Source organism: Marinobacter sp. ELB17 (assembly GCF_000169375.1).
Taxonomy (GTDB): domain Bacteria; phylum Pseudomonadota; class Gammaproteobacteria; order Pseudomonadales; family Oleiphilaceae; genus Marinobacter.
The window spans coordinates 278,002-295,691 of sequence record NZ_AAXY01000005.1; the positions used below are offsets into that span (position 1 = coordinate 278,002).

16 protein-coding genes are annotated in these 17,690 nt (G+C 56.9%); 14 read left to right on the plus strand and 2 right to left on the minus strand.

What is annotated here, in order from left to right; translation table 11 throughout:
- Nucleotides 1–15 precede the first annotated feature (15 nt).
- The 6 genes from MELB17_RS09190 (at nt 16) to MELB17_RS09215 (ending at nt 6,517) form a co-directional block, all read left to right on the plus strand.
- Entirely contained in the window at nt 16–1,173 is a 1,158-nt protein-coding gene (locus tag MELB17_RS09190) for a TAXI family TRAP transporter solute-binding subunit (protein WP_007349926.1), read from the plus strand.
- A 77-nt stretch (nt 1,174–1,250) separates the two neighbouring features.
- The gene (locus MELB17_RS09195; RefSeq protein WP_007349927.1) at nt 1,251–3,194 is read left to right on the plus strand and encodes a TRAP transporter permease; all 1,944 of its coding nucleotides are present in this window, start codon (nt 1,251–1,253) and stop codon (nt 3,192–3,194) included.
- Nucleotides 3,195–3,221: 27 nt separating this feature from the next.
- Nucleotides 3,222–3,905: a 3-oxoacid CoA-transferase subunit A gene (locus tag MELB17_RS09200; RefSeq protein WP_007349928.1), complete on the plus strand. Its 684-nt coding sequence runs from the start codon at nt 3,222–3,224 to the stop codon at nt 3,903–3,905.
- Complete coding sequence (locus MELB17_RS09205; RefSeq protein WP_007349929.1) at nt 3,892–4,533, plus strand: 3-oxoacid CoA-transferase subunit B; 642 nt, start codon at nt 3,892–3,894, stop codon at nt 4,531–4,533. Before MELB17_RS09200 ends, MELB17_RS09205 begins: the two co-directional genes overlap by 14 nt.
- A 109-nt stretch (nt 4,534–4,642) precedes the next feature.
- The gene (locus MELB17_RS09210; protein WP_007349930.1) at nt 4,643–5,992 is read left to right on the plus strand and encodes a hypothetical protein; all 1,350 of its coding nucleotides are present in this window, start codon (nt 4,643–4,645) and stop codon (nt 5,990–5,992) included.
- 336 nt (nt 5,993–6,328) lie between these two features.
- Nucleotides 6,329–6,517, plus strand: coding sequence for a DUF2892 domain-containing protein (locus MELB17_RS09215; RefSeq protein ID WP_007349932.1), 189 nt, complete (start codon nt 6,329–6,331; stop codon nt 6,515–6,517).
- Between the two features lie 124 nt (nt 6,518–6,641).
- Here MELB17_RS09215 and MELB17_RS09220 read toward each other — a convergent pair whose 3' ends face one another.
- Complete coding sequence (locus MELB17_RS09220) at nt 6,642–7,526, minus strand: LysR family transcriptional regulator (RefSeq protein ID WP_007349933.1); 885 nt, start codon at nt 7,524–7,526, stop codon at nt 6,642–6,644.
- A gap of 112 nt (nt 7,527–7,638) precedes the next feature.
- Between MELB17_RS09220 and MELB17_RS09225 the strand changes: the two genes are divergently transcribed.
- The 6 genes from MELB17_RS09225 to MELB17_RS09250 all read left to right on the plus strand — a co-directional run bounded on the left by MELB17_RS09225 (nt 7,639) and on the right by MELB17_RS09250 (nt 14,732).
- Nucleotides 7,639–9,078, plus strand: coding sequence for an aldehyde dehydrogenase family protein (locus MELB17_RS09225; protein WP_007349934.1), 1,440 nt, complete (start codon nt 7,639–7,641; stop codon nt 9,076–9,078).
- A gap of 13 nt (nt 9,079–9,091) precedes the next feature.
- Entirely contained in the window at nt 9,092–10,069 is a 978-nt protein-coding gene (locus MELB17_RS09230) for a membrane dipeptidase (RefSeq protein ID WP_007349935.1), read from the plus strand.
- A 95-nt stretch (nt 10,070–10,164) separates the two neighbouring features.
- A complete protein-coding gene (locus MELB17_RS09235; RefSeq protein WP_007349936.1) occupies nt 10,165–11,787 on the plus strand; it encodes a BCCT family transporter in 1,623 nt (540 codons plus the stop codon).
- Nucleotides 11,784–13,520, plus strand: coding sequence for a hypothetical protein (locus MELB17_RS09240; RefSeq protein ID WP_007349937.1), 1,737 nt, complete (start codon nt 11,784–11,786; stop codon nt 13,518–13,520). The genes MELB17_RS09235 and MELB17_RS09240 overlap by 4 nt, the downstream gene beginning before the upstream one ends.
- Complete coding sequence (locus MELB17_RS09245; RefSeq protein ID WP_007349938.1) at nt 13,517–14,284, plus strand: Ldh family oxidoreductase; 768 nt, start codon at nt 13,517–13,519, stop codon at nt 14,282–14,284. Before MELB17_RS09240 ends, MELB17_RS09245 begins: the two co-directional genes overlap by 4 nt.
- Nucleotides 14,285–14,354: 70 nt before the next feature.
- The gene (locus MELB17_RS09250; protein WP_007349939.1) at nt 14,355–14,732 is read left to right on the plus strand and encodes a RidA family protein; all 378 of its coding nucleotides are present in this window, start codon (nt 14,355–14,357) and stop codon (nt 14,730–14,732) included.
- Nucleotides 14,733–14,774: 42 nt separating this feature from the next.
- Here MELB17_RS09250 and MELB17_RS09255 read toward each other — a convergent pair whose 3' ends face one another.
- Entirely contained in the window at nt 14,775–16,793 is a 2,019-nt protein-coding gene (locus MELB17_RS09255) for a hypothetical protein (protein ID WP_007349940.1), read from the minus strand.
- A gap of 520 nt (nt 16,794–17,313) precedes the next feature.
- On the opposite strand from MELB17_RS09255, the gene MELB17_RS23725 reads away from it, so the two are divergent.
- On the plus strand, nt 17,314–17,514 hold the full coding sequence (locus MELB17_RS23725; RefSeq protein ID WP_007349941.1) for an iron-containing alcohol dehydrogenase: 201 nt from the start codon (nt 17,314–17,316) through the stop codon (nt 17,512–17,514).
- On the plus strand, nt 17,483–17,629 hold the full coding sequence (locus tag MELB17_RS26330; protein ID WP_007349942.1) for a hypothetical protein: 147 nt from the start codon (nt 17,483–17,485) through the stop codon (nt 17,627–17,629). Before MELB17_RS23725 ends, MELB17_RS26330 begins: the two co-directional genes overlap by 32 nt.
- Nucleotides 17,630–17,690: the final 61 nt, after the last annotated feature.

The following is a 17,690-nucleotide window of genomic DNA, read 5'->3' on the forward strand; positions in this document are numbered from 1 at the left end:
TGTAGGGAACCCTCAATGATTCATTCCTTTGCTCTGCGCCGCCCGTTGCTAACAGCAACCGCCGCGACTGTGCTCACCACCATGATGACCCTCGGCGCGACCGCGGTCAGCGCCGAAACCGCGCTGCCTGACACCATGACCTGGTCGTCATATGACGTTGGATCGGCAGGTTATGCCGAAGCCTCCGCCATCGCCGATGCGTTTGGTAAGAAATACGGCACCCGTATACGCATTCAACCATCAGGTTCTGCCATTGGTCGCCTGCAGCCATTGATCAGCGAACGTGCCGACTTCAGCTTCCTGGCCACCGAAACGTTTTTCGCGGCTGAAGGTATCCACGACTTCTCCACCCGCCGTTGGGGCCCTCAGGATCTTCGTGCTGTTGCTGGTCGACCGTCGTCGTTCGGTATTTTCACCGCCGCCGATGCCAATATTAAAACCCTGAAAGACCTGAAAGGTAAGCGCTTTGCCTACGTTGCAGGCAACCCGTCGATCAACGTCAAGTGCGACGCATTCCTGGCCTTTGCCGGTCTGACCCGGGACGACGTGGAAGCCATCATGTTTCCCACTTACGGCAACACCATGAGCGCACTGGCCCGCAATGAAGCTGATGCTTCCTGCACCACCACCACGCCGAGTCATGTCTACGAACTGGCCGAATCGCCCCGTGGCATTCGCTGGCTGGAAGTGCCGGCTGAAGACACGGAAGGCTGGGCGCGTCTGAAAGCAGTGGCACCGTTCTTCCAGCCCTACACCGAGACGGTTGGTGCAGGCATCAGCGAAGAGAACCCGGTGGATATTCTGGCTTACCGTTACCCGGTGCTGACCGTTCGTGCGGACACTGACCCTGAGCTTGTTTATACCTTCATCAAGGCACTGGATGAGACCTACGACATGTATAAGGACGCCACTGCGGTTATGCCCCGCTGGCGCCTGTCTGAAGCCGGCACCCCGGCTATCGATGTACCTTTCCACGCCGGCGCCATCCGTTACCTGAAAGAAAAAGGTATCTGGACCGAGGAGCACCAGGCCTGGAACGATCGGCGTACCGAGCGCTTGAACGCACTGCGGGATGCCTGGCCGAAGGCCTTGGCCGAAGCGGAAGGCAAAAGCGACGAAGAGTTCGCGACTATCTGGGAAAAGCATCGTCTGGAAACGTTGAGTTCCTTGTGATTTTTAACTGAGCAAGCGTCAACCGGGAGCGCTCCGCAGCCTTCCGGTTTGGCCCCTTTTCCCAGAGTATCCTCTATATGAAAGCCTCATCGGACGTCACCGCCGAACCTTCCAATACGCCTGAGTCTCCTTCTAGCCGTCTCCAGGGCTTCGCCTACTGGTGCGCTATGGGTCTGGGTACGCTGGGTTTGCTGATGGCGATTAACCAAACGTTTAACCTGAAAATTCTAGGTTTCCAGCCGCTGGGCAACGCCTACCTCTACTATCTGATCGGTGTTTTTCTTGCGGCTGCCTTTCTCTGTTTTCCGGCCTGGCCGGGAGCTCGTCATCGGGTACCCTGGTACGACTGGCCACTGGCGCTGGCGGCTCTGGGTGCCTGTGGTTATCTGGGCTACCACGGTTTGATCATGATCCAGCTGGGCTGGGATTATATGGCGCCAATCGAGGCGACTGCCGCTTCTGCGGTATTGCTGGTACTGGTGCTGGAAGGTGTTCGTCGTTGCGGTGGCTGGCCGCTGCTTGCGGTGGCGTTACTATTCGGCACCTACCCACTTTACGCCGGCTCTATGCCCGGTTTTCTGTGGGGCAATGAATATGGCCTGGCCGAAACCATTCGTGCGCACGTTATGGGTGTCGAGAGCATTATCGGTATTCCAATGCAGGTGGTGGCGCAACTCGTCATCGGTTTTGTGGTGTTTGGTGCTGCGTTGACTGTTACCGGCGGGGGCGAATTTTTCATGCGCTTTTCCACGGCCCTCATGGGCCGCAGTCGCGGTGGCCCGGCCAAAGTGTCCGTGTTATCCAGTGGTATTCTTGGCAGCCTGTCAGGGAGCGTGATCTCCAACATCCTGACCACCGGCCCGATTACCATTCCCACCATGAAGAAGACCGGCTACCCCGCCCATTACGCGGCCGCGATCGAGGCTTGCGCCTCTACCGGTGGCACGCTGATGCCGCCGATTATGGGAGCAGTGGCTTTTATCATGGCGTCGTTTCTGGGGGTGCCATACTCGGATATCATCGTTGCAGCTTTTCTGCCGGCGCTGCTGTTCTATCTCGCACTGATTTTCCAGGTTGATATCTACGCCGCCAAGCGAGGTCTCAAGGGCATGCCGGAAGCGGACATACCGAGCATGAAAGAGACTCTGAAAGACGGTTGGCCCTACCTGTTCAGCCTGGCCATGCTGATCTACATGTTGTTGTTCATGCGGTTGGAGGCCTATGCGCCTTACTACGCCACGGTGGTGCTGTTAGGCATCTCAATGTTCAAGCGCCGGCACCGGCTTAATCTCAAGCGCGCGCTGGCATTTGTCCTGGATCTGACCACCAGTGTTTCAAACCTGGTGGCTATTCTGGCAGGCATTGGCCTAGTGGTGGGCGGCCTGTCCTACACGGGGGTGGCCGGTGCCTTCTCCCGCGAGTTGCTACTCTACGCCGATGGCAGTATCCCGCTGATGCTGGCGGCCGGTGCAGTGACCAGTTTTGTGTTGGGCATGGGGATGACCGTCAGTGCGTGCTACATCTTCCTCTCCATTCTGCTGGCGCCCGCGCTGGTCAATGCCGGTCTGAATCCGCTGGCGAGCCATCTGTTCATTCTGTACTGGGGCATGATGTCGTACATCACGCCGCCGGTCGCCCTGGCGGCGATTACTGCTGCCGGAGTTGCCGGTGCTAACGCCAGCAAGACCGGGCTGTATGCCATGCGGCTTGGGGGCATTCTGTTCATCCTGCCGTTCCTGTTCGTGCTTAACCCGTCGCTGATTCTTCAGGGCGCCCTGGGCGACATTCTGGTCTCTGTGGTGACAGCCGTAACCGCAATCTGGCTGATGGCCTCCGCTATGGAGGGGTATCTTTACCGGGTGGGAATCCTGGCCTGGCCCTTGCGAATACTGGTGATGATCTCCGGTGTCGTGCTGATCTATCCCGACATCGTGACGGATGCTATCGGCTTTAGTCTGGCCGGTCTGATCTACGCGTGGCACCAATGGGTACGGCGGCCTATGTCGCTCAAACCCGGTTAACCGCAACCCATGCAATGGTGAACAATCGTGATTAACAAAATCTGTGAATCCCTGCGAGCCGCGGTTGCCGATATTGAAGACGGCAGTGTTGTGATGATCGGCGGTTTCGGTAATTCCGGTATTCCGATGCAGCTGATCGAAGCGCTTCGCCTGCACGGTGCCCGTGAGCTGACCATTATCTCCAACAATGCCGGCACCGCTGAAGAAGGCATTGCGTCGTTATTGCGGGACCGGCTGGTGCGTAAAATGGTGTGTTCGTTCCCACGCTCGTCCGGCTCGATCTGGTTTGAGCGCCTTTACGAAGAGGGCAAAATTGAACTGGAGCTGGTGCCACAGGGCACCCTGGCGGAGCGCATCCGCGCCGCCGGTGCTGGCTTGGGTGGGGTTTATACACCCACCGGTTATGGCACCCGGCTGGCCGAGGGTAAAGAGACCAAGGTGATCAATGGCAAGGGCTATGTGCTGGAAACCGCCATGCCTGCCGATGTGGCGCTGATCAAAGCACACCGGGGAGATGCCTGGGGCAATTTGATCTACAACACCGCCGGTCGTAATTTCAATCCCATCATGGCGACCGCCGCCCGAATCACCATTGCGGAAGTTAACGCCGTGGTTGAGGTCGGTGAGCTTGACCCGGAGCACGTGGTGACGCCGGGCATATTTGTTGATCGAGTAGTGGTCCAGAAGGTACAGCAACATGATGCGGCTTAATAGAAATGAGATGGCTAGTCGAGTGGCCCAGGACATTCCAGACGGCGCCTATGTCAATCTTGGCATTGGCATGCCGACCTCGGTTGCCAACTATGTGTCTGATGATAAGCAGGTTATTTATCAAAGCGAAAACGGTATTCTCGGCGTGGGGCCGGCTCCAGAGCCTGACAAAATTGATCCAGATCTGATCAATGCCGGCAAGCAGTATGTGACGCTGCTCAAAGGCGGCTGCTACTTCGACAACGCCGAATCCTTCGCGATGATGCGCGGCGGCCATCTGGATATTGCGGTGCTGGGTGCGTTTCAAGTTTCGGCAACCGGCGATCTGGCCAATTGGGCCACCAACGACGACAAGTTTCCGCCGGCTGTTGGCGGTGCCATGGATCTGGCGGTGGGTGCAAAACAGTTGTTCGTGCTGATGCGCCACACCACAAAGACCAACGAGCCCAAGATTCTGGAGCAGTGTGAGTACCCACTGACCGGAGCAGGCGTGGTCAAGCGCATCTACACCGATCTCGCGGTTATCGATGTCACCGACGAGGGTTTACGGGTGCGGGAACTCTATGGCGACAATACCCTGGCTGAGGTTCAGGCACTGACGGCGGCGACGTTGTTACCACCATTGTAGAGAGTTACCGCCGTTGTAGAGAGATACCAACGTTATAGAGAGATACCACCGCTAAAGGAAGATACCTCTTGGTCACTGGATGGACAGATGTCATGCCCCGTCTAAGCTCATGAGCCGGAACACCGCCGCATCCCTGCTAAGCCTGCGTTCCGCGCTTACCTACCTGGCTTTGGGCGCCGGGGTGCTGTCATTTTTGCCTGGGCTCGGGGTTTTGGGTGCGATCGCGATCATCAGCGCCATTATCCTGGGCTGGCGGGACCTTCGATTGGTAGCGCGGTTGCTGTTCGGCCTGCTCACGGTGATGACGATCATTGCGATCGCGATTGAGCCGAGAGCGCTGATAGGCGCCGCCACCAGCATGACCCGCCTGACGGCGCTCATCATAACGGTGATGCTGCTGTCCTCCATGCTGGGTAAATCCGCTGATCTGAGGCTGATTTCCAAGAGCCTGTTTGCCGGCTCGCCGCTGGCCCGCTACTACAGCGTGACCTTCGGTACCGCCTTTCTGTCGATGCCGCTGAATTTTGGCTCGGTCGGCGTGGTCGCCACCATGATTCAGGGTGAAAAAGACCAGCAAGGCGACTCTGCCATCACTCGCAATGCTTCTCGCGGTGTACTGCGCGGTTTTGGCGCATCGCCGATTTTCTCACCGCTATCGATCTCCATTGTGCTGACCGTGACCTTGGTACCGGCCCTACACAGCTGGCAGATTATTGCGATAAGTCTGCCACTGGCCGTGGGTTATCTGCTAATAGGGGCACTGTTTCTTGAACCCGAATCACCAGGATACCAGCCTGTCGAGGCACCAAAGCTCGGCACAAGACTGGCCCGTATGGCGCCCTGGCTGAGATTTTCCGCCGTTATTGGGGCGGTTTGCGGGGCCACATTCGCCTTCAGTGGCTACTTTGATCTCAGCTACTCGCGGGCAGTGACGCTGAGTTGCCTCGGTGCGGTAGTGATCGGATTGGCGCATCGGCGTTTACAGGGCAGCAAAATTACCCTGCCGTCGATGGCGCCGATAAGTAATGAACTGGTGATAGTTGGAGGCTCAGCCTTTCTTGGGGTACTGATCAGCACCTTTGCTATTCAGTGGTTGGGTGCAGGGTTCAACTTACCGGGCTGGGCCTATCCGATGGTTGCATTCGTGATTCCATCGGTGTTTTTTCTGGGCGGTATGATTGGATTTAACCCGATTGTTATCGGCACTCTGACTGGCGGCGTGCTCGGGCCCATCTGGCCCGTGAGCGCAGTGCTTGGGTTAGGTATCGCCATGGTCTCTGGCTGGGGCCTTACCACTGCGGGTACGCCGTACTCGGCCAATTCACTGCTACTGGAGCGCCTGACCGGTTACAGTGCCCAAGTTGCCTCTTTGCGCTGGAATATGGCGTTGTCGGTATGCTGCCTATTGTTTACAGGCGCCTTGGCTGCCGCCATTACCCTGGTGAAGACTGGGCTTTAATCCGACGGTAGCCTTTAACCGGTCTTTTTACCGACTGCTTTGTTACCGGTTGCGGAGTGCCCCGGCATAAACACACCTCGCACCCAGATTGACTTGCGATCAGCACCTTCCACCGCCAACTCCATAGAATTCGCATCCGTTACGACTCAGCAGACCTTTCCCAAGCCTCCACTGTGACTTTATCACTGACTTACAAAGACGGCAGGACTAAAATTCACATCGTCGCACTAATCCAATACCAGGAGATCAGACAATGCCCGTTAATATGCGACATGCGAATCGATTCATTCGTAAGCTCGTCGGCATTGTACTGCTCCAATGCAAGGAGATCAGACTATGAGCGTTAATATGGGATCTGCAGATCGAATCATCCGCGCACTCATCGGTGTTGTACTGTTAGCACTGGTGTTTGTCGGCCCGCAAACGCCTTGGGGCTGGATTGGTATTGTGCCGCTGGCCACCGCGCTGATCGGTAACTGCCCTGCCTACTCACTGCTCGGCATTAAAACCTGCAAAACGCAGTAGACACCAGGCGTGCAAAAAGGCCGTAACGGGTAACGCCATTGCGGCCTTTTTTGTACCTGCCTTTCATTGCCGTAAAACACCCATGGAACAACCGGGGACAGATTTCAAATCTGTCCCCTACCCCCTATACCGCATCTGCCCACATCTGCTCCAGCACAAACGCCTCCATCGCCTGGGCTGCCGGCGCCAGGGTGCGGTTGGCGGATTTCACCAGACCAATGCGGCGCACTACGTCCGGATTGTCCAGCGGGATAAAGCACAAGCTGGCGCTCTGTTCGGGGAACGCCAACCGCGGCAGGGTGGTCACGCCGGCTCCGGCTTCAAGCATCGCCAGCAAAGAAATCATATTCGATATATAGAAGGCACTGTTCTCCACCAACTCGGCCGCCGCGGTGTTCATCAATAACCGCGAGGTACCATTACCAATCAGCTTTTCGCCGCGCAAGCGCTGCCAGTCCAGGGTTTTGTGCTGGGCCAGCGCGTGGTCACGGCGACACACCACGCCAATTTTGTCCTCGAACAAATGGCGATAGTGCAGCTCTTCACTGTTTTGCCACAAACTGGTAATACCCAGATCCACCTCGCCGTTAGCCACCATCTGGCACACATAATGGGCGTTTTCGTCGTGCAGGCTAATATTCACATCAGGAAAGCGGGTAATAAAGCGCGCCAGAAACGACGGCATGATTCGGCTGGCCACCGAAGGCACCGTGGCAATGTGGATGTGCCCTTCGCGGCCATCGGCGTGAGCGGCCACGTCCCGCGCCATGCGGTCGTGCTGGTTCACCAGATCGCGAAACCTTGGTAAGCAATATTCACCAAACGGCGTCAGACGCACCTTGCTGCCCCGTTCCAGAAAATTCTGCCCCAACTTTTGCTCAAGCTCCCGCACCGCCATCGACAACGCCGGCTGGGTACGGTGCAAACGTCGTGACGCAGCGTGAAAACTACCCTCTTCCACCACCGTAATCACATAGCGCAACTGCTGGATTTTAAGCTCGGGCGGCATACCGGTTTCCTCAGTGAACTAATAAGAGTTTCTTATCAAAAAATCTTATTTATTGATTATTCTTATTATGTCACCGGCAGTAGTATACGTACAAAGACCAAAGGAGAATTTCATGAGTACGTCCCACCCACTTTACATCAATGGCCAATGGGTCACCGGCGCCAAGCGCATCACCAACTCCAGCCCGTCTGACCTGACCGATGTGATCGGCGAGTACGACCAGGCCAGCGCCGAACAAACCCGACAGGCCATTAGCGCCGCCCGGCAGGGTTTCGCGCAGTGGAGCAAAAGCGGGTTGGAACAGCGCTACAAAGCTCTTATGGCCATTGGCGACGAGCTGATTACGCGTCAGCAGGAACTGGGTGAATTACTATCGCGGGAAGAAGGTAAACCCCTGGCCGAAGGCAAAGGCGAAGTGTACCGCTCCGGTCAGTTTTTCCATTACTACGCCGCCGAAGTGCTGCGGCAGATTGACGAGCGTGCAGAATCTGTGCGGCCGGGCGTAGAAATTGACGTTCGCCGCGAGCCATTGGGCGTGGTGGGCATTATCAGCCCGTGGAACTTCCCCATGGCCACTGCGGTTTGGAAAATTGCACCGGCTCTGGCGTTTGGTAACGCCGTCGTCTTTAAGCCCGCCAACCTGGTACCCGCCAGCGCCTGGGCGCTGACTGAAATTATCAGCCGCCAGGAATTTCCGGCAGGCACGTTTAACCTGGTGATGGGTTCCGGCGGCGAAACCGGTGAAGCCCTGATCAACAGCCCGCAGATTCAGGCCCTGACCTTTACCGGCTCCCTGGAAGTAGGTCGCCGCATAGCGTCTGCTACCGTCGCCAACCTGGTGAAATGCCAGCTGGAAATGGGCTCTAAAAACGCGTTGATCGTGGTTGACGATGCCGACGTGGACCTGGCTGTAGAAGCCGCCTTTAACGGTTCCTATTCCGGCAGCGGCCAGAAATGCACCGCCTCGTCACGCCTGATTGTGACCGATGCCGTTCACGACGAGTTTGTCAGCAAGCTGATTGCCCGCCTGGAAAAAGCCACCGTTGGCCATGCCCTGCACGAAGGCGTTCAGATCGGCCCCATCGCCGACAAACGCCAGCTGGACTCCAACATGGAGTGGATTGAGCGCGCCCAGGCCGACGGCGCTACCCTGGCCTTTGGCGGCAACCGCATTGAAATGGCAACCGAAGGCTATTACATGGTGCCCGCGCTGTTCACCAACACCACCAACGACATGGCCATTAACCGCGACGAAGTGTTCGGCCCTATCGCCTGCGTTATCCGCGTGGCGGATTATGAAGCTGCGCTGACCACACTGAACGACACCCAATACGGCCTGACCGCGGGTATTATCACCAACTCCCTGAAGCTGGCGTCTGATTTCAAAGCCCGTGCCGAAACCGGTTGTGTGATGGTGAACCTACCCACGGCAGGTACCGATTACCACGTGCCCTTCGGAGGCCGTAAAAACTCCAGCTTTGGCCCCCGCGAACAGGGCCAGTACGCGCGCGAGTTCTACACCGTGGTAAAAACCTGCTACGTGCGGGCATAACGAGGGCCATGTCATGCTGACCATAGACGGACTGCAATACTCCAACTGGTCCCGTGAGATATTCGAGCAAATGCGCGCCGGCGGTGTTACCGCCGTGCACGCCACGCTGGTGTACCACGAGAACACCCGCGAAACCCTGACCCGCTTTGGCGAATGGAATCGGCGTTTCGAGCAGCACGCGGACCTGATCATGCCGGTGTACGAGCCGGCTGACATCCAGCGTGCCCACGCAAGCAACCGCATCGGCGTTTTCTTTGGCGCGCAGAACTGCTCGCCGATTGAAGACGACATCGACATGATTGCGGTCATGCGCCGTATGGGCCTGATGATCATGCAGCTGACGTATAACAACCAAAGCCTGTTGGCGACTGGTTGCTACGAAGCTGAAGACAACGGCATCACCCGCTTTGGCCGCCAAGCTATCGCGGAAATGAACCGTACCGGCATGATCATCGATATGTCCCACAGCTCGGAAAAATCGACGCTGGAGGCCATCGAACTGTCGATTCGGCCGGTCATTATTTCCCACGCCAATCCGTCGACGTTCCATGCGGCAAAGCGCAATAAATCGGACAAAGTTCTAAAAGCCATCGGCGAAAGCGGCGGGTTGCTGGGCTTTTCGGTGTACCCGTTCCATCTGAAAGACGGGCCGGACTGCACCCTGGAAAGCTTCTGCAATATGGTGGCCGATACCGCCGATCTGATGGGCATTGACCACATAGGGCTGGGTACAGATTTGTGCCAGGGCCAACCGCAATCGGTGCTGGACTGGATGCGCAACGGGCGCTGGTCCAAGGAAATGGATTTCGGCGAAGGCAACAAAGGCAACGCCGGCTGGCCAAGACCGTTAACGTGGTTTCAGGACAATCGCGATTTTCCTGCCATTATTGAAGGATTACGGAAAAAAGGATTCAGCGACATTGACGTGCAAAAGATCATGGGCGTGAATTGGCTAAAACAACTTGAAAAGGGAACCGCGCCGGCAATTTGAAGACCGGCGAACAGAAAACTGGCAGGCGCAACACCAACCATCAAACCAGGGTGTTTCAATAAACCAGGGTGTCTCAATAAAAAAAGGTAAGCGTGATGAAAAATAACAAAATCAAGGCAGGCGGCGATTACTCACTTGCCCAGCTGGGCGACCCGGTATTACTGGCACTCAGTGTGGGCTTTATTGTGCTGTTCGTCGGGTTCTCGCTGTTTGACCTGAAAGGCGTCGCAGATCTGATTGGTACCGGCTTTGCCTGGACCGCGAAAGTCTTTGGCACTTACTTCCAGATGCTGTTGCTGGCCACCTTTTTTATTGCCATCGGCGTTGCTTGCAGCCCTGCCGGCCGTGCCAAAATCGGCAATCTCGACCGCCCGGAGATGAGCACCTTCCGCTGGCTGTCTATTATTATGTGTACCCTGCTGGCCGGTGGCGGCGTGTTCTTCGCCGCAGGCGAGCCCATTTATCACTTTGTGGTGACCCCGCCGGCGTTTACCTCCGAGCCAGGCACGGCAGCCGCCGTGTCCAACGCCATGGCACAGTCCTTTATGCACTGGGGCTTTTTGGCCTGGGCGGTGCTAGGTACCTTGTCTGCGATTGTTCTGGCCCATGCCCACTATGTAAATGACAAGCCGCTGCAGCCGCGCACATTGCTTTACCCGGTGTTTGGCGAAAGGGTCATGCGCGGCTGGCTGGGCAGCGTCGTCGACGCCTGCTGCGTTATTGCAGTGGTTGCCGGCACCGTTGGCCCGATTGGCTTTTTGGCCACCCAAATGAGCTTCGGCCTGAGTGAACTGTTCGGTCTTGCAGACGGCCTGGGCACTCAAATGGCTATTCTGGTGGTGCTGGCGGCTATTTACGTAACCTCTGCCGTCACCGGTATTCACCGCGGCATTCAGGTTCTAAGCCGCCTGAACGTATTCCTGGCGCTGGCCGTTGCCGCCATTATCTTTATCTTTGGCCCTACCCTGTTCCTGACCAACACCTACTTCCAGAGCATGGGCCAGTACGTGTCATCGTTCATAGAAATGGCAACCATGACCTCAGAAAGCGCACCGGCCTGGTGGATGAAGTGGTGGACCGTGTTCTTCTTTGCCTGGTTTATCGGCTACGCCCCATTGATGGCGATTTTTGTGGCGCGCATATCCCGCGGCCGCAGCATTCGTGAAATGATCATGGCGGTAGCGGTTATGGCCCCTATTGCCACCACTGTCTGGTTCACGCTTTTGGGAGGTTCAGGCATCTACTACCAGATGACCGGCGTGATTGACCTGGCCGACGCCCTCAACAACTTCCGCTTTGACGTAGCCACGCTTACCGTCGCCCAGGCACTGCCAGGCGGCAGCTTTATGGCCCTGGCCATTCTGGTACTAACCACCATATTCGTGGCCACCACCGGCGACTCCATGAGCTACTCCATCGCCGTGGTCAGCTCCGGCCATGACGATCCCAACACCTTTGTACGCGCATTCTGGGGCCTGGCTATGGCTGGCATGGCTGGCGTTTTGCTGTACATGGGCGCCGGGCAAATCAGCGTGCTGCAACAGTTTATTGTGATAACCGCTATTCCTGTGTCGCTGGTTCTCCTCCCGTCGCTTTGGCTGGGCCCAAAAGCCGCCTACGCCATGGCCCGTGAACAGAATCTGATTCCACAACTCTCTGGTGCAACCGCAGCAACAGGCTCGGTAACACCGGCAGAATACTCAAAGGTGAGATCATGAGCTGGGCCGATACCCTTTCAACCACCGATAACCTGCGTCCCGCCGATCAGGTCATGCAGCTAGACCGGCTGGGCAGTATGTTCGCCAGCCGCCTGAGCTTTGCTCGCTCGCTGGTGCGCAAGATGATCAAGGAACGCTGGCAGATCAGCAACGCCGTGTTTGACCTGAACGACCAGGGCCACGGCACCGCTATTTACCGCATCACCACGCCCCAGGGGCTTTACCACTGCGTGATTTTCTGCCGCGAACTGCGCGCAGACCAGCGCTCAGACCGGGTCATTGCCGAAGCCTGGGACGCGACCTTTGCAATAGTTGAAGGCGATGTGGAAGCGGAGCTGCTGCAGAACATGGCCGACAACGTGCCATTGCAGGAAGCTGGCCGACTGTCTTCCAGAGTTCTGGTTCTGTCGCGGGCCAACAAGAGCCTACGCAACTTCAGCCAGTTTGTGGCTGCGCTGGCCGTCGGCGAACAGCCCGACCCAGCCGCGCTGACGGCGGTCGGTTATCTTTACCGCACCACGGCGGTCTACGGTAACGGCAAATTTGGCATTGCCGATTTTGCCCGACTGGAACGCAACACGGATTTAAACCGGCCATTTTCTGCGCAAATGCTGGCTGTGTATGTGCTGCGCCAGTTCTCCATTGAGCAACTGAACCACCTGGCAAGGGTGCAAGCACCAGACACTGCCGCAGAGCTAGCCCCGGAACTGCAACGTTACCTGGGCATTGGCAACTCCACCGGCCTGGGTATGGCGCCGTTTCTGATCAATCACCCGCAGCTGATTCAGCAATGGATCTACGGCCGCGAACGCGCCCTGGCTTGCGCGCGCCTGCAGCCTGCCAGCGAAAAATGCCGCAACAAGTTACTTGCGCTGATGCTGCGCGCCCACCGCTATTTGCAGCAAACCGTTACCGAAGACCAGGCCCAAACCCAGCGCAACCGGAACATTGTGCAGTCGGTGCAGCAAGTGATCGATTGGCTGGAGCGCACCCCTGCGCATCCGGCGCTGTATCGCGAACTGACCGACTGGGCAGACAAACACAGCTCGGTTGAAGCGCAGGAACTGATCAACACCCTGCTGATAGAGATGTATCCAGAACTGGTAGACAGCCTGGACGATGAACTGGGCTGCCATGAAACCATGGATTTGCAGCCCGATATGAAAGTGCGAAAGTTGAAAGAGCTGATCGAGCAGAGCTTTGCCTGGGCGCTGAGCTACAGCGAAGAAAGCGCAGAAGACAACTACTGGTTCTGGTACCGCTCGGAGGAAAAGGAAGAACCGCGGTTGGGCATTCGTGCCGAGGAATCTGGCGCCGAAAAAGAAACCGCGCTGGCCATAGGCCCGCGTATCAGCCGCTGCTATACCCTGCTGGCGGAGTTTGTACAGAACAACCCCAGTGCCATGGTGGTCGAGTTTTTGATGGCACACTCGAAGCAGAAAGAAATTGTGCGGCGTATCCAGACCATGGCACCGACGCCCTACGGCGAAATTCGCGCTAACTTATGGCACCGCGATATGAAACCCATGCACCTGCTGCGCACGAAACTGTCATTCTTTGGCGCAGGCCGGTTTGACCCAAAATCCGACCGCTGGGTTCGCATCACGTTGTTCCAGGGCGCACCCCTAGGCGTTGAACTGACAAACCCTGCGCTGTCGCTGGACCAGCTTGACGACTGGAGCTTTCCCATACAGCCAGAACGGCAGCCCGGAAAGCAGGCAGAAGCCCAATGAAAGTATCGTTTAACGAATTGCAGGGCTTGTCGCGCAAGGCGTTTAGTGGCGTCGGTTTTGACGACGGCGACGCCAGCGACGCCGCCGACATGGTGGTGTGGATGGAAGCCCACGGCCTGAACGGCATTCAATCCCTGAAGCGTAGCCTGGCGTTCATACTCGAAGAAGATCAGTCACATTCGCCAGAAATCATCTACCAGGATGCCGACCTGTGCGTGGTAGACGCCCACAACCGCACGGCTCTGAACAACGCCAGCCTGGCCATCGAACTGGGTTACGCCAAATGCCGCGCGCGCGGGCTGTCGGTGACAAAAATACGTCACTGCCACAACCGCATGCTGATTGTGGGCTACCTGTCGCGGGTGGCGCGGCGCAACATGAGCGTTACCGCGTTCTGGCGCGACTCCCACCAGCCTTTGACGGAAATATTGGTCAGCTTCAAAGCCGGCGAAGAAGCGCCGGAAATCTGTATGTACAGCCTGGACGACATACCGGATGACACAGAACCCAATGACGGCATTACCCTGGTGATGGTGAACCACGTCAACCTGATGCCCGACTTCAAGGCCGATCAAACCCTGAACAACCTGCTGCATCAAGACAAACACAGCATGAACAACTGGCAGAAACACGCCTTGGCCGAAGGCATAGAGGTAGAACCTGAAATGTGGGACCGGCTAAAAGAACTGGCCACAAGAATTCTGGTGGAATCATCAGACGATTCACGCCAGGGCGCCGGAGCCGGCACCAGCGATAACGACTAAACCGATTAGCAGTCCAATACGCAACTATTCAATATTCAGCTATCCAGTACTCACCACTTAGGAACCCAGAATGACCCCATATCCCGTGAACACTAACCTGCCAGCCTCGAAATCACCCCTGGCCTGGGCCACCGTGGGCAACGGCATTCTGTTCACCGCGCAAATCCCAATTGATGCCGAAGGCAACGTGGTGGATGGCGGTATAGAGCCGCAAATCAAGCAGACCCTGGCTAACCTGAAGCACACCCTGGAAAGCGCCGGCACCAGCGTTGCCAACCTTACCCAAGTGCTTATCTATGTGACCGACCGGGATGACCTGGCCGCGGTAAATCGCGAATACGCTACGTTTGTCGCCGAGCCTTTCCCCAACCGCGCGGCCATTATTGTGTCCGGCTTTGCCCGCGCAGAAATGCTGGTGGAAATCGTGGCTTACGCAGTGGTGCCATAGGCGGGATTCTGAAGCCCCGCGCCTGACAGCGAGGGGCTGACATTAAACCGGTGGTTCGGCCTGCAGTGCTGCCGGTAAACGGCTCGCTCCCCAACTACGGTAAATCCGCTCGACTACCCGCTGAAGTTCTTCCTGGTCTACATCTGCCAGTTCTCCCCGCTCCAGGGGATCGAAGTGAAAAATATACAGCCGCGATGCAAACGCTTCGAACAGCAATGAACCCTCACCAAAACGCTCACCACAGCCGGATGTACTCACTAGCACGCCGTCGCCCCAGTCTTGCCCGCTGTCGTTATTCGGGTTGTAGAAGTAAGCCCGCATTTGCCCTTCCGGGTCTAGCGCTACCCGCAGAATCGTAATCGCGTGCCAGCCAATAAAGCGCCCGGCTCTGTCAGTTACCGCTATGCCTGCTGGCTGGGGGTGAATCAACGGCTGATTGCCGTTGTAATAGGGGTGATAACTGGCGTAAAAATGCCGTAAAAACTCGTCCAGGTTGTCCAGATTTCCGGTGGCTACATCTACGTTAATGGCAAAGCCACGGCCGGCAGACCAGCCGTGGAACTCAGGATTCACCCAACGATGAGGGTCACCCTCGCGGCCAATGCACAAGCGCCCCATTTCCACGTAGATGCGGTCCAGATGGGGCACCACCACCAGCGACACCGGGTCCAGATCAAACGTTACCTCGGCGGCAAGCCCGGCGGCACTGCGCGCCGACGACACCGGAACACCTTCAAAGTGCATAACAATTTCGTTATCCCGCGCAGCCCAGGTCACCATCTGCAATAGATAGTCCGGGTCGTTATAGGCCCACATAGACAATGCCCGTGCCGACTGGCAAGTCGGGTTGTTACCCTGGCCCACGCCCAAAGGCTGGCCCAGCATGTTCAACACACCCTGAATCAACCAGGCATTGGCCTGGGGCTGATAGCCATAGGCCAACTGCAGGCGTTCGCGGGCCTCCGGGCTTAGCGATAGCTTGGCCTGTCGCCAAAGCGCAGGCGCAACCGGCGGCTGGTAAAGAATTCCACGCTCCAGTAGCAACGCCAAGCCGTAAAGGCCTTGGGCGGTCTCAGCGAAAATGCCTTCGGTAATCAGCGTGTGCACCAATTCCCGGTAACACAACAAACAGTCTCGGCCGGTACTGGAAAGCCCCAAAGCCGCGCTCAGCAGCGCATCCTGACCTTCATCCATAATAAAGCGTACAAAGCTGGCGTGATACGGCGACACAAGACCCGTATCGTGCATCGAGCGGGCGAAGCCGGTGGCTTCATTTTGCAGATTTTGCGCGTCCATCGCCTGCAGGCGCTGTTCGTAAACCACTATTCCCGGGTCTTCACTGCACGCCCGCGTGGGGCCATACAGGCTACTAATCAAACGTTCAGCACCGCCGCCGGCTGCGCCCAAGTCCACATTCGGGTCTGCGCGACAAATGGCAATTTGGGTGATCATCTTGCGAACACCCGACACGCGAATGGGCCGCTGCTGCAAGATGCGCCAGATTTCCTCAATCAGATTTTCAATCACATGCTCGTAGCCGATGTTCTGAGCCACATATTGCACCACGGCTTCGCTGATTAACGACAATTCGCCCTGTTCGCGTTCGGCTTCGCCGGTCATCCCAAACAGAAGACCAAGGTTAATCGCCAACACCTGAATCAGATAATGCCTTGCCTCAGCAGCAGACACCGCCGGGTGCAGATAGGATTCGCGCACCACTGCCAGCAACCGTAATTCGCTGAACGCCTCAATCACAACCGTATCGGCATTTGTGCTTTGCAGCGAATAGGTGGTCAAAGCCGGCACCAAAAGGCCCGGTTCGGCCCAATCCGTACCCTCAAAAACGCCTGCCTGCTCAATGCGCTGAATACGCGCCTCGACGGCTTCACAGCCACCCGGCTGAAGCAGCACCCGGCGGGCGGTACCAAATACCCTGGGCAATTTGCCAAACTTCGCCAGAGATTCGCTTTGTTCCAGCGCCCGAATAGCATCGTCCAGCTTGGCAACCAGTTTGTCGAGACTCACAACCACAACCGTACTGCCCAATTGATAATCGTTCAAAGCCAGTTCCTCAGAGCCGTACTACCGGCCCGGTGATGCATCGTGAAACGGTCGATTGGGCGTAAACACCAAAGCAGCCGGCATAACCTTTTGCATCCACCACTTCATTCGGAAAAATGTGGTCGTTGATTCTTTCGTGGTTTTTGAATCAAACCACAGTATAAGGCCCTAGTGAACATTAAACCCGTGAGCAGGTTACAAAAGCTGAAATACTTTGCAAGGTCCGGCGGGGCCAGCACAGTCTTTATGTCCCTACGCGGATGCGTGAAAACCGCAAATCATCCGCTGAAGCCTCACAAAAACATCACGAAAAACAGCAAAAGTGTTGGTGCCTCCAAGTAGACCGGTCGCATACTGAGCCCCACAAAAGAGATTATCCATGAACAATTTTGATTTTCACAATCCCACCCGCATTTGCCGCGCTGTTTGAAGCGCGATGAGTGGGACATCTTGCTGCAAGGCGGCAACAACGTAGATAAAGCCTTGCCGTTTGGCGCGGTGCTGACCCTGCCAGTCGCCGGTGCAGGATCGTTTTTCCGAAGGCTTGCTGCAAACGCTGATCGAGATTGGTCCCCAGTGCCTGGCCGAACCTGAAAACTACCAGGTGCGCGCCAGCCTGATGTGGACCGCCACCCTGGCCCTGAATGGATTGATTGACAGCGGTGTGCCGCAAGACTGGGCCCACCCACATGCTGGGCCACGAACTCACCGCCCTGCATAACCTGGACCGCGCTATCGACAAAACCCAGGCGTTCTTCGAGTCCATGGGCGTAAAAACCCACCTGGTTGATTACCAGCTGGGCGAAGTGTGGTGGACCCCTGAGTCAAGACATTAATTGACTGGGTTTAAGTTGTGCATTCGACTTCACTTGCAGCTGGCCGGCGCTGCCCCGTGTT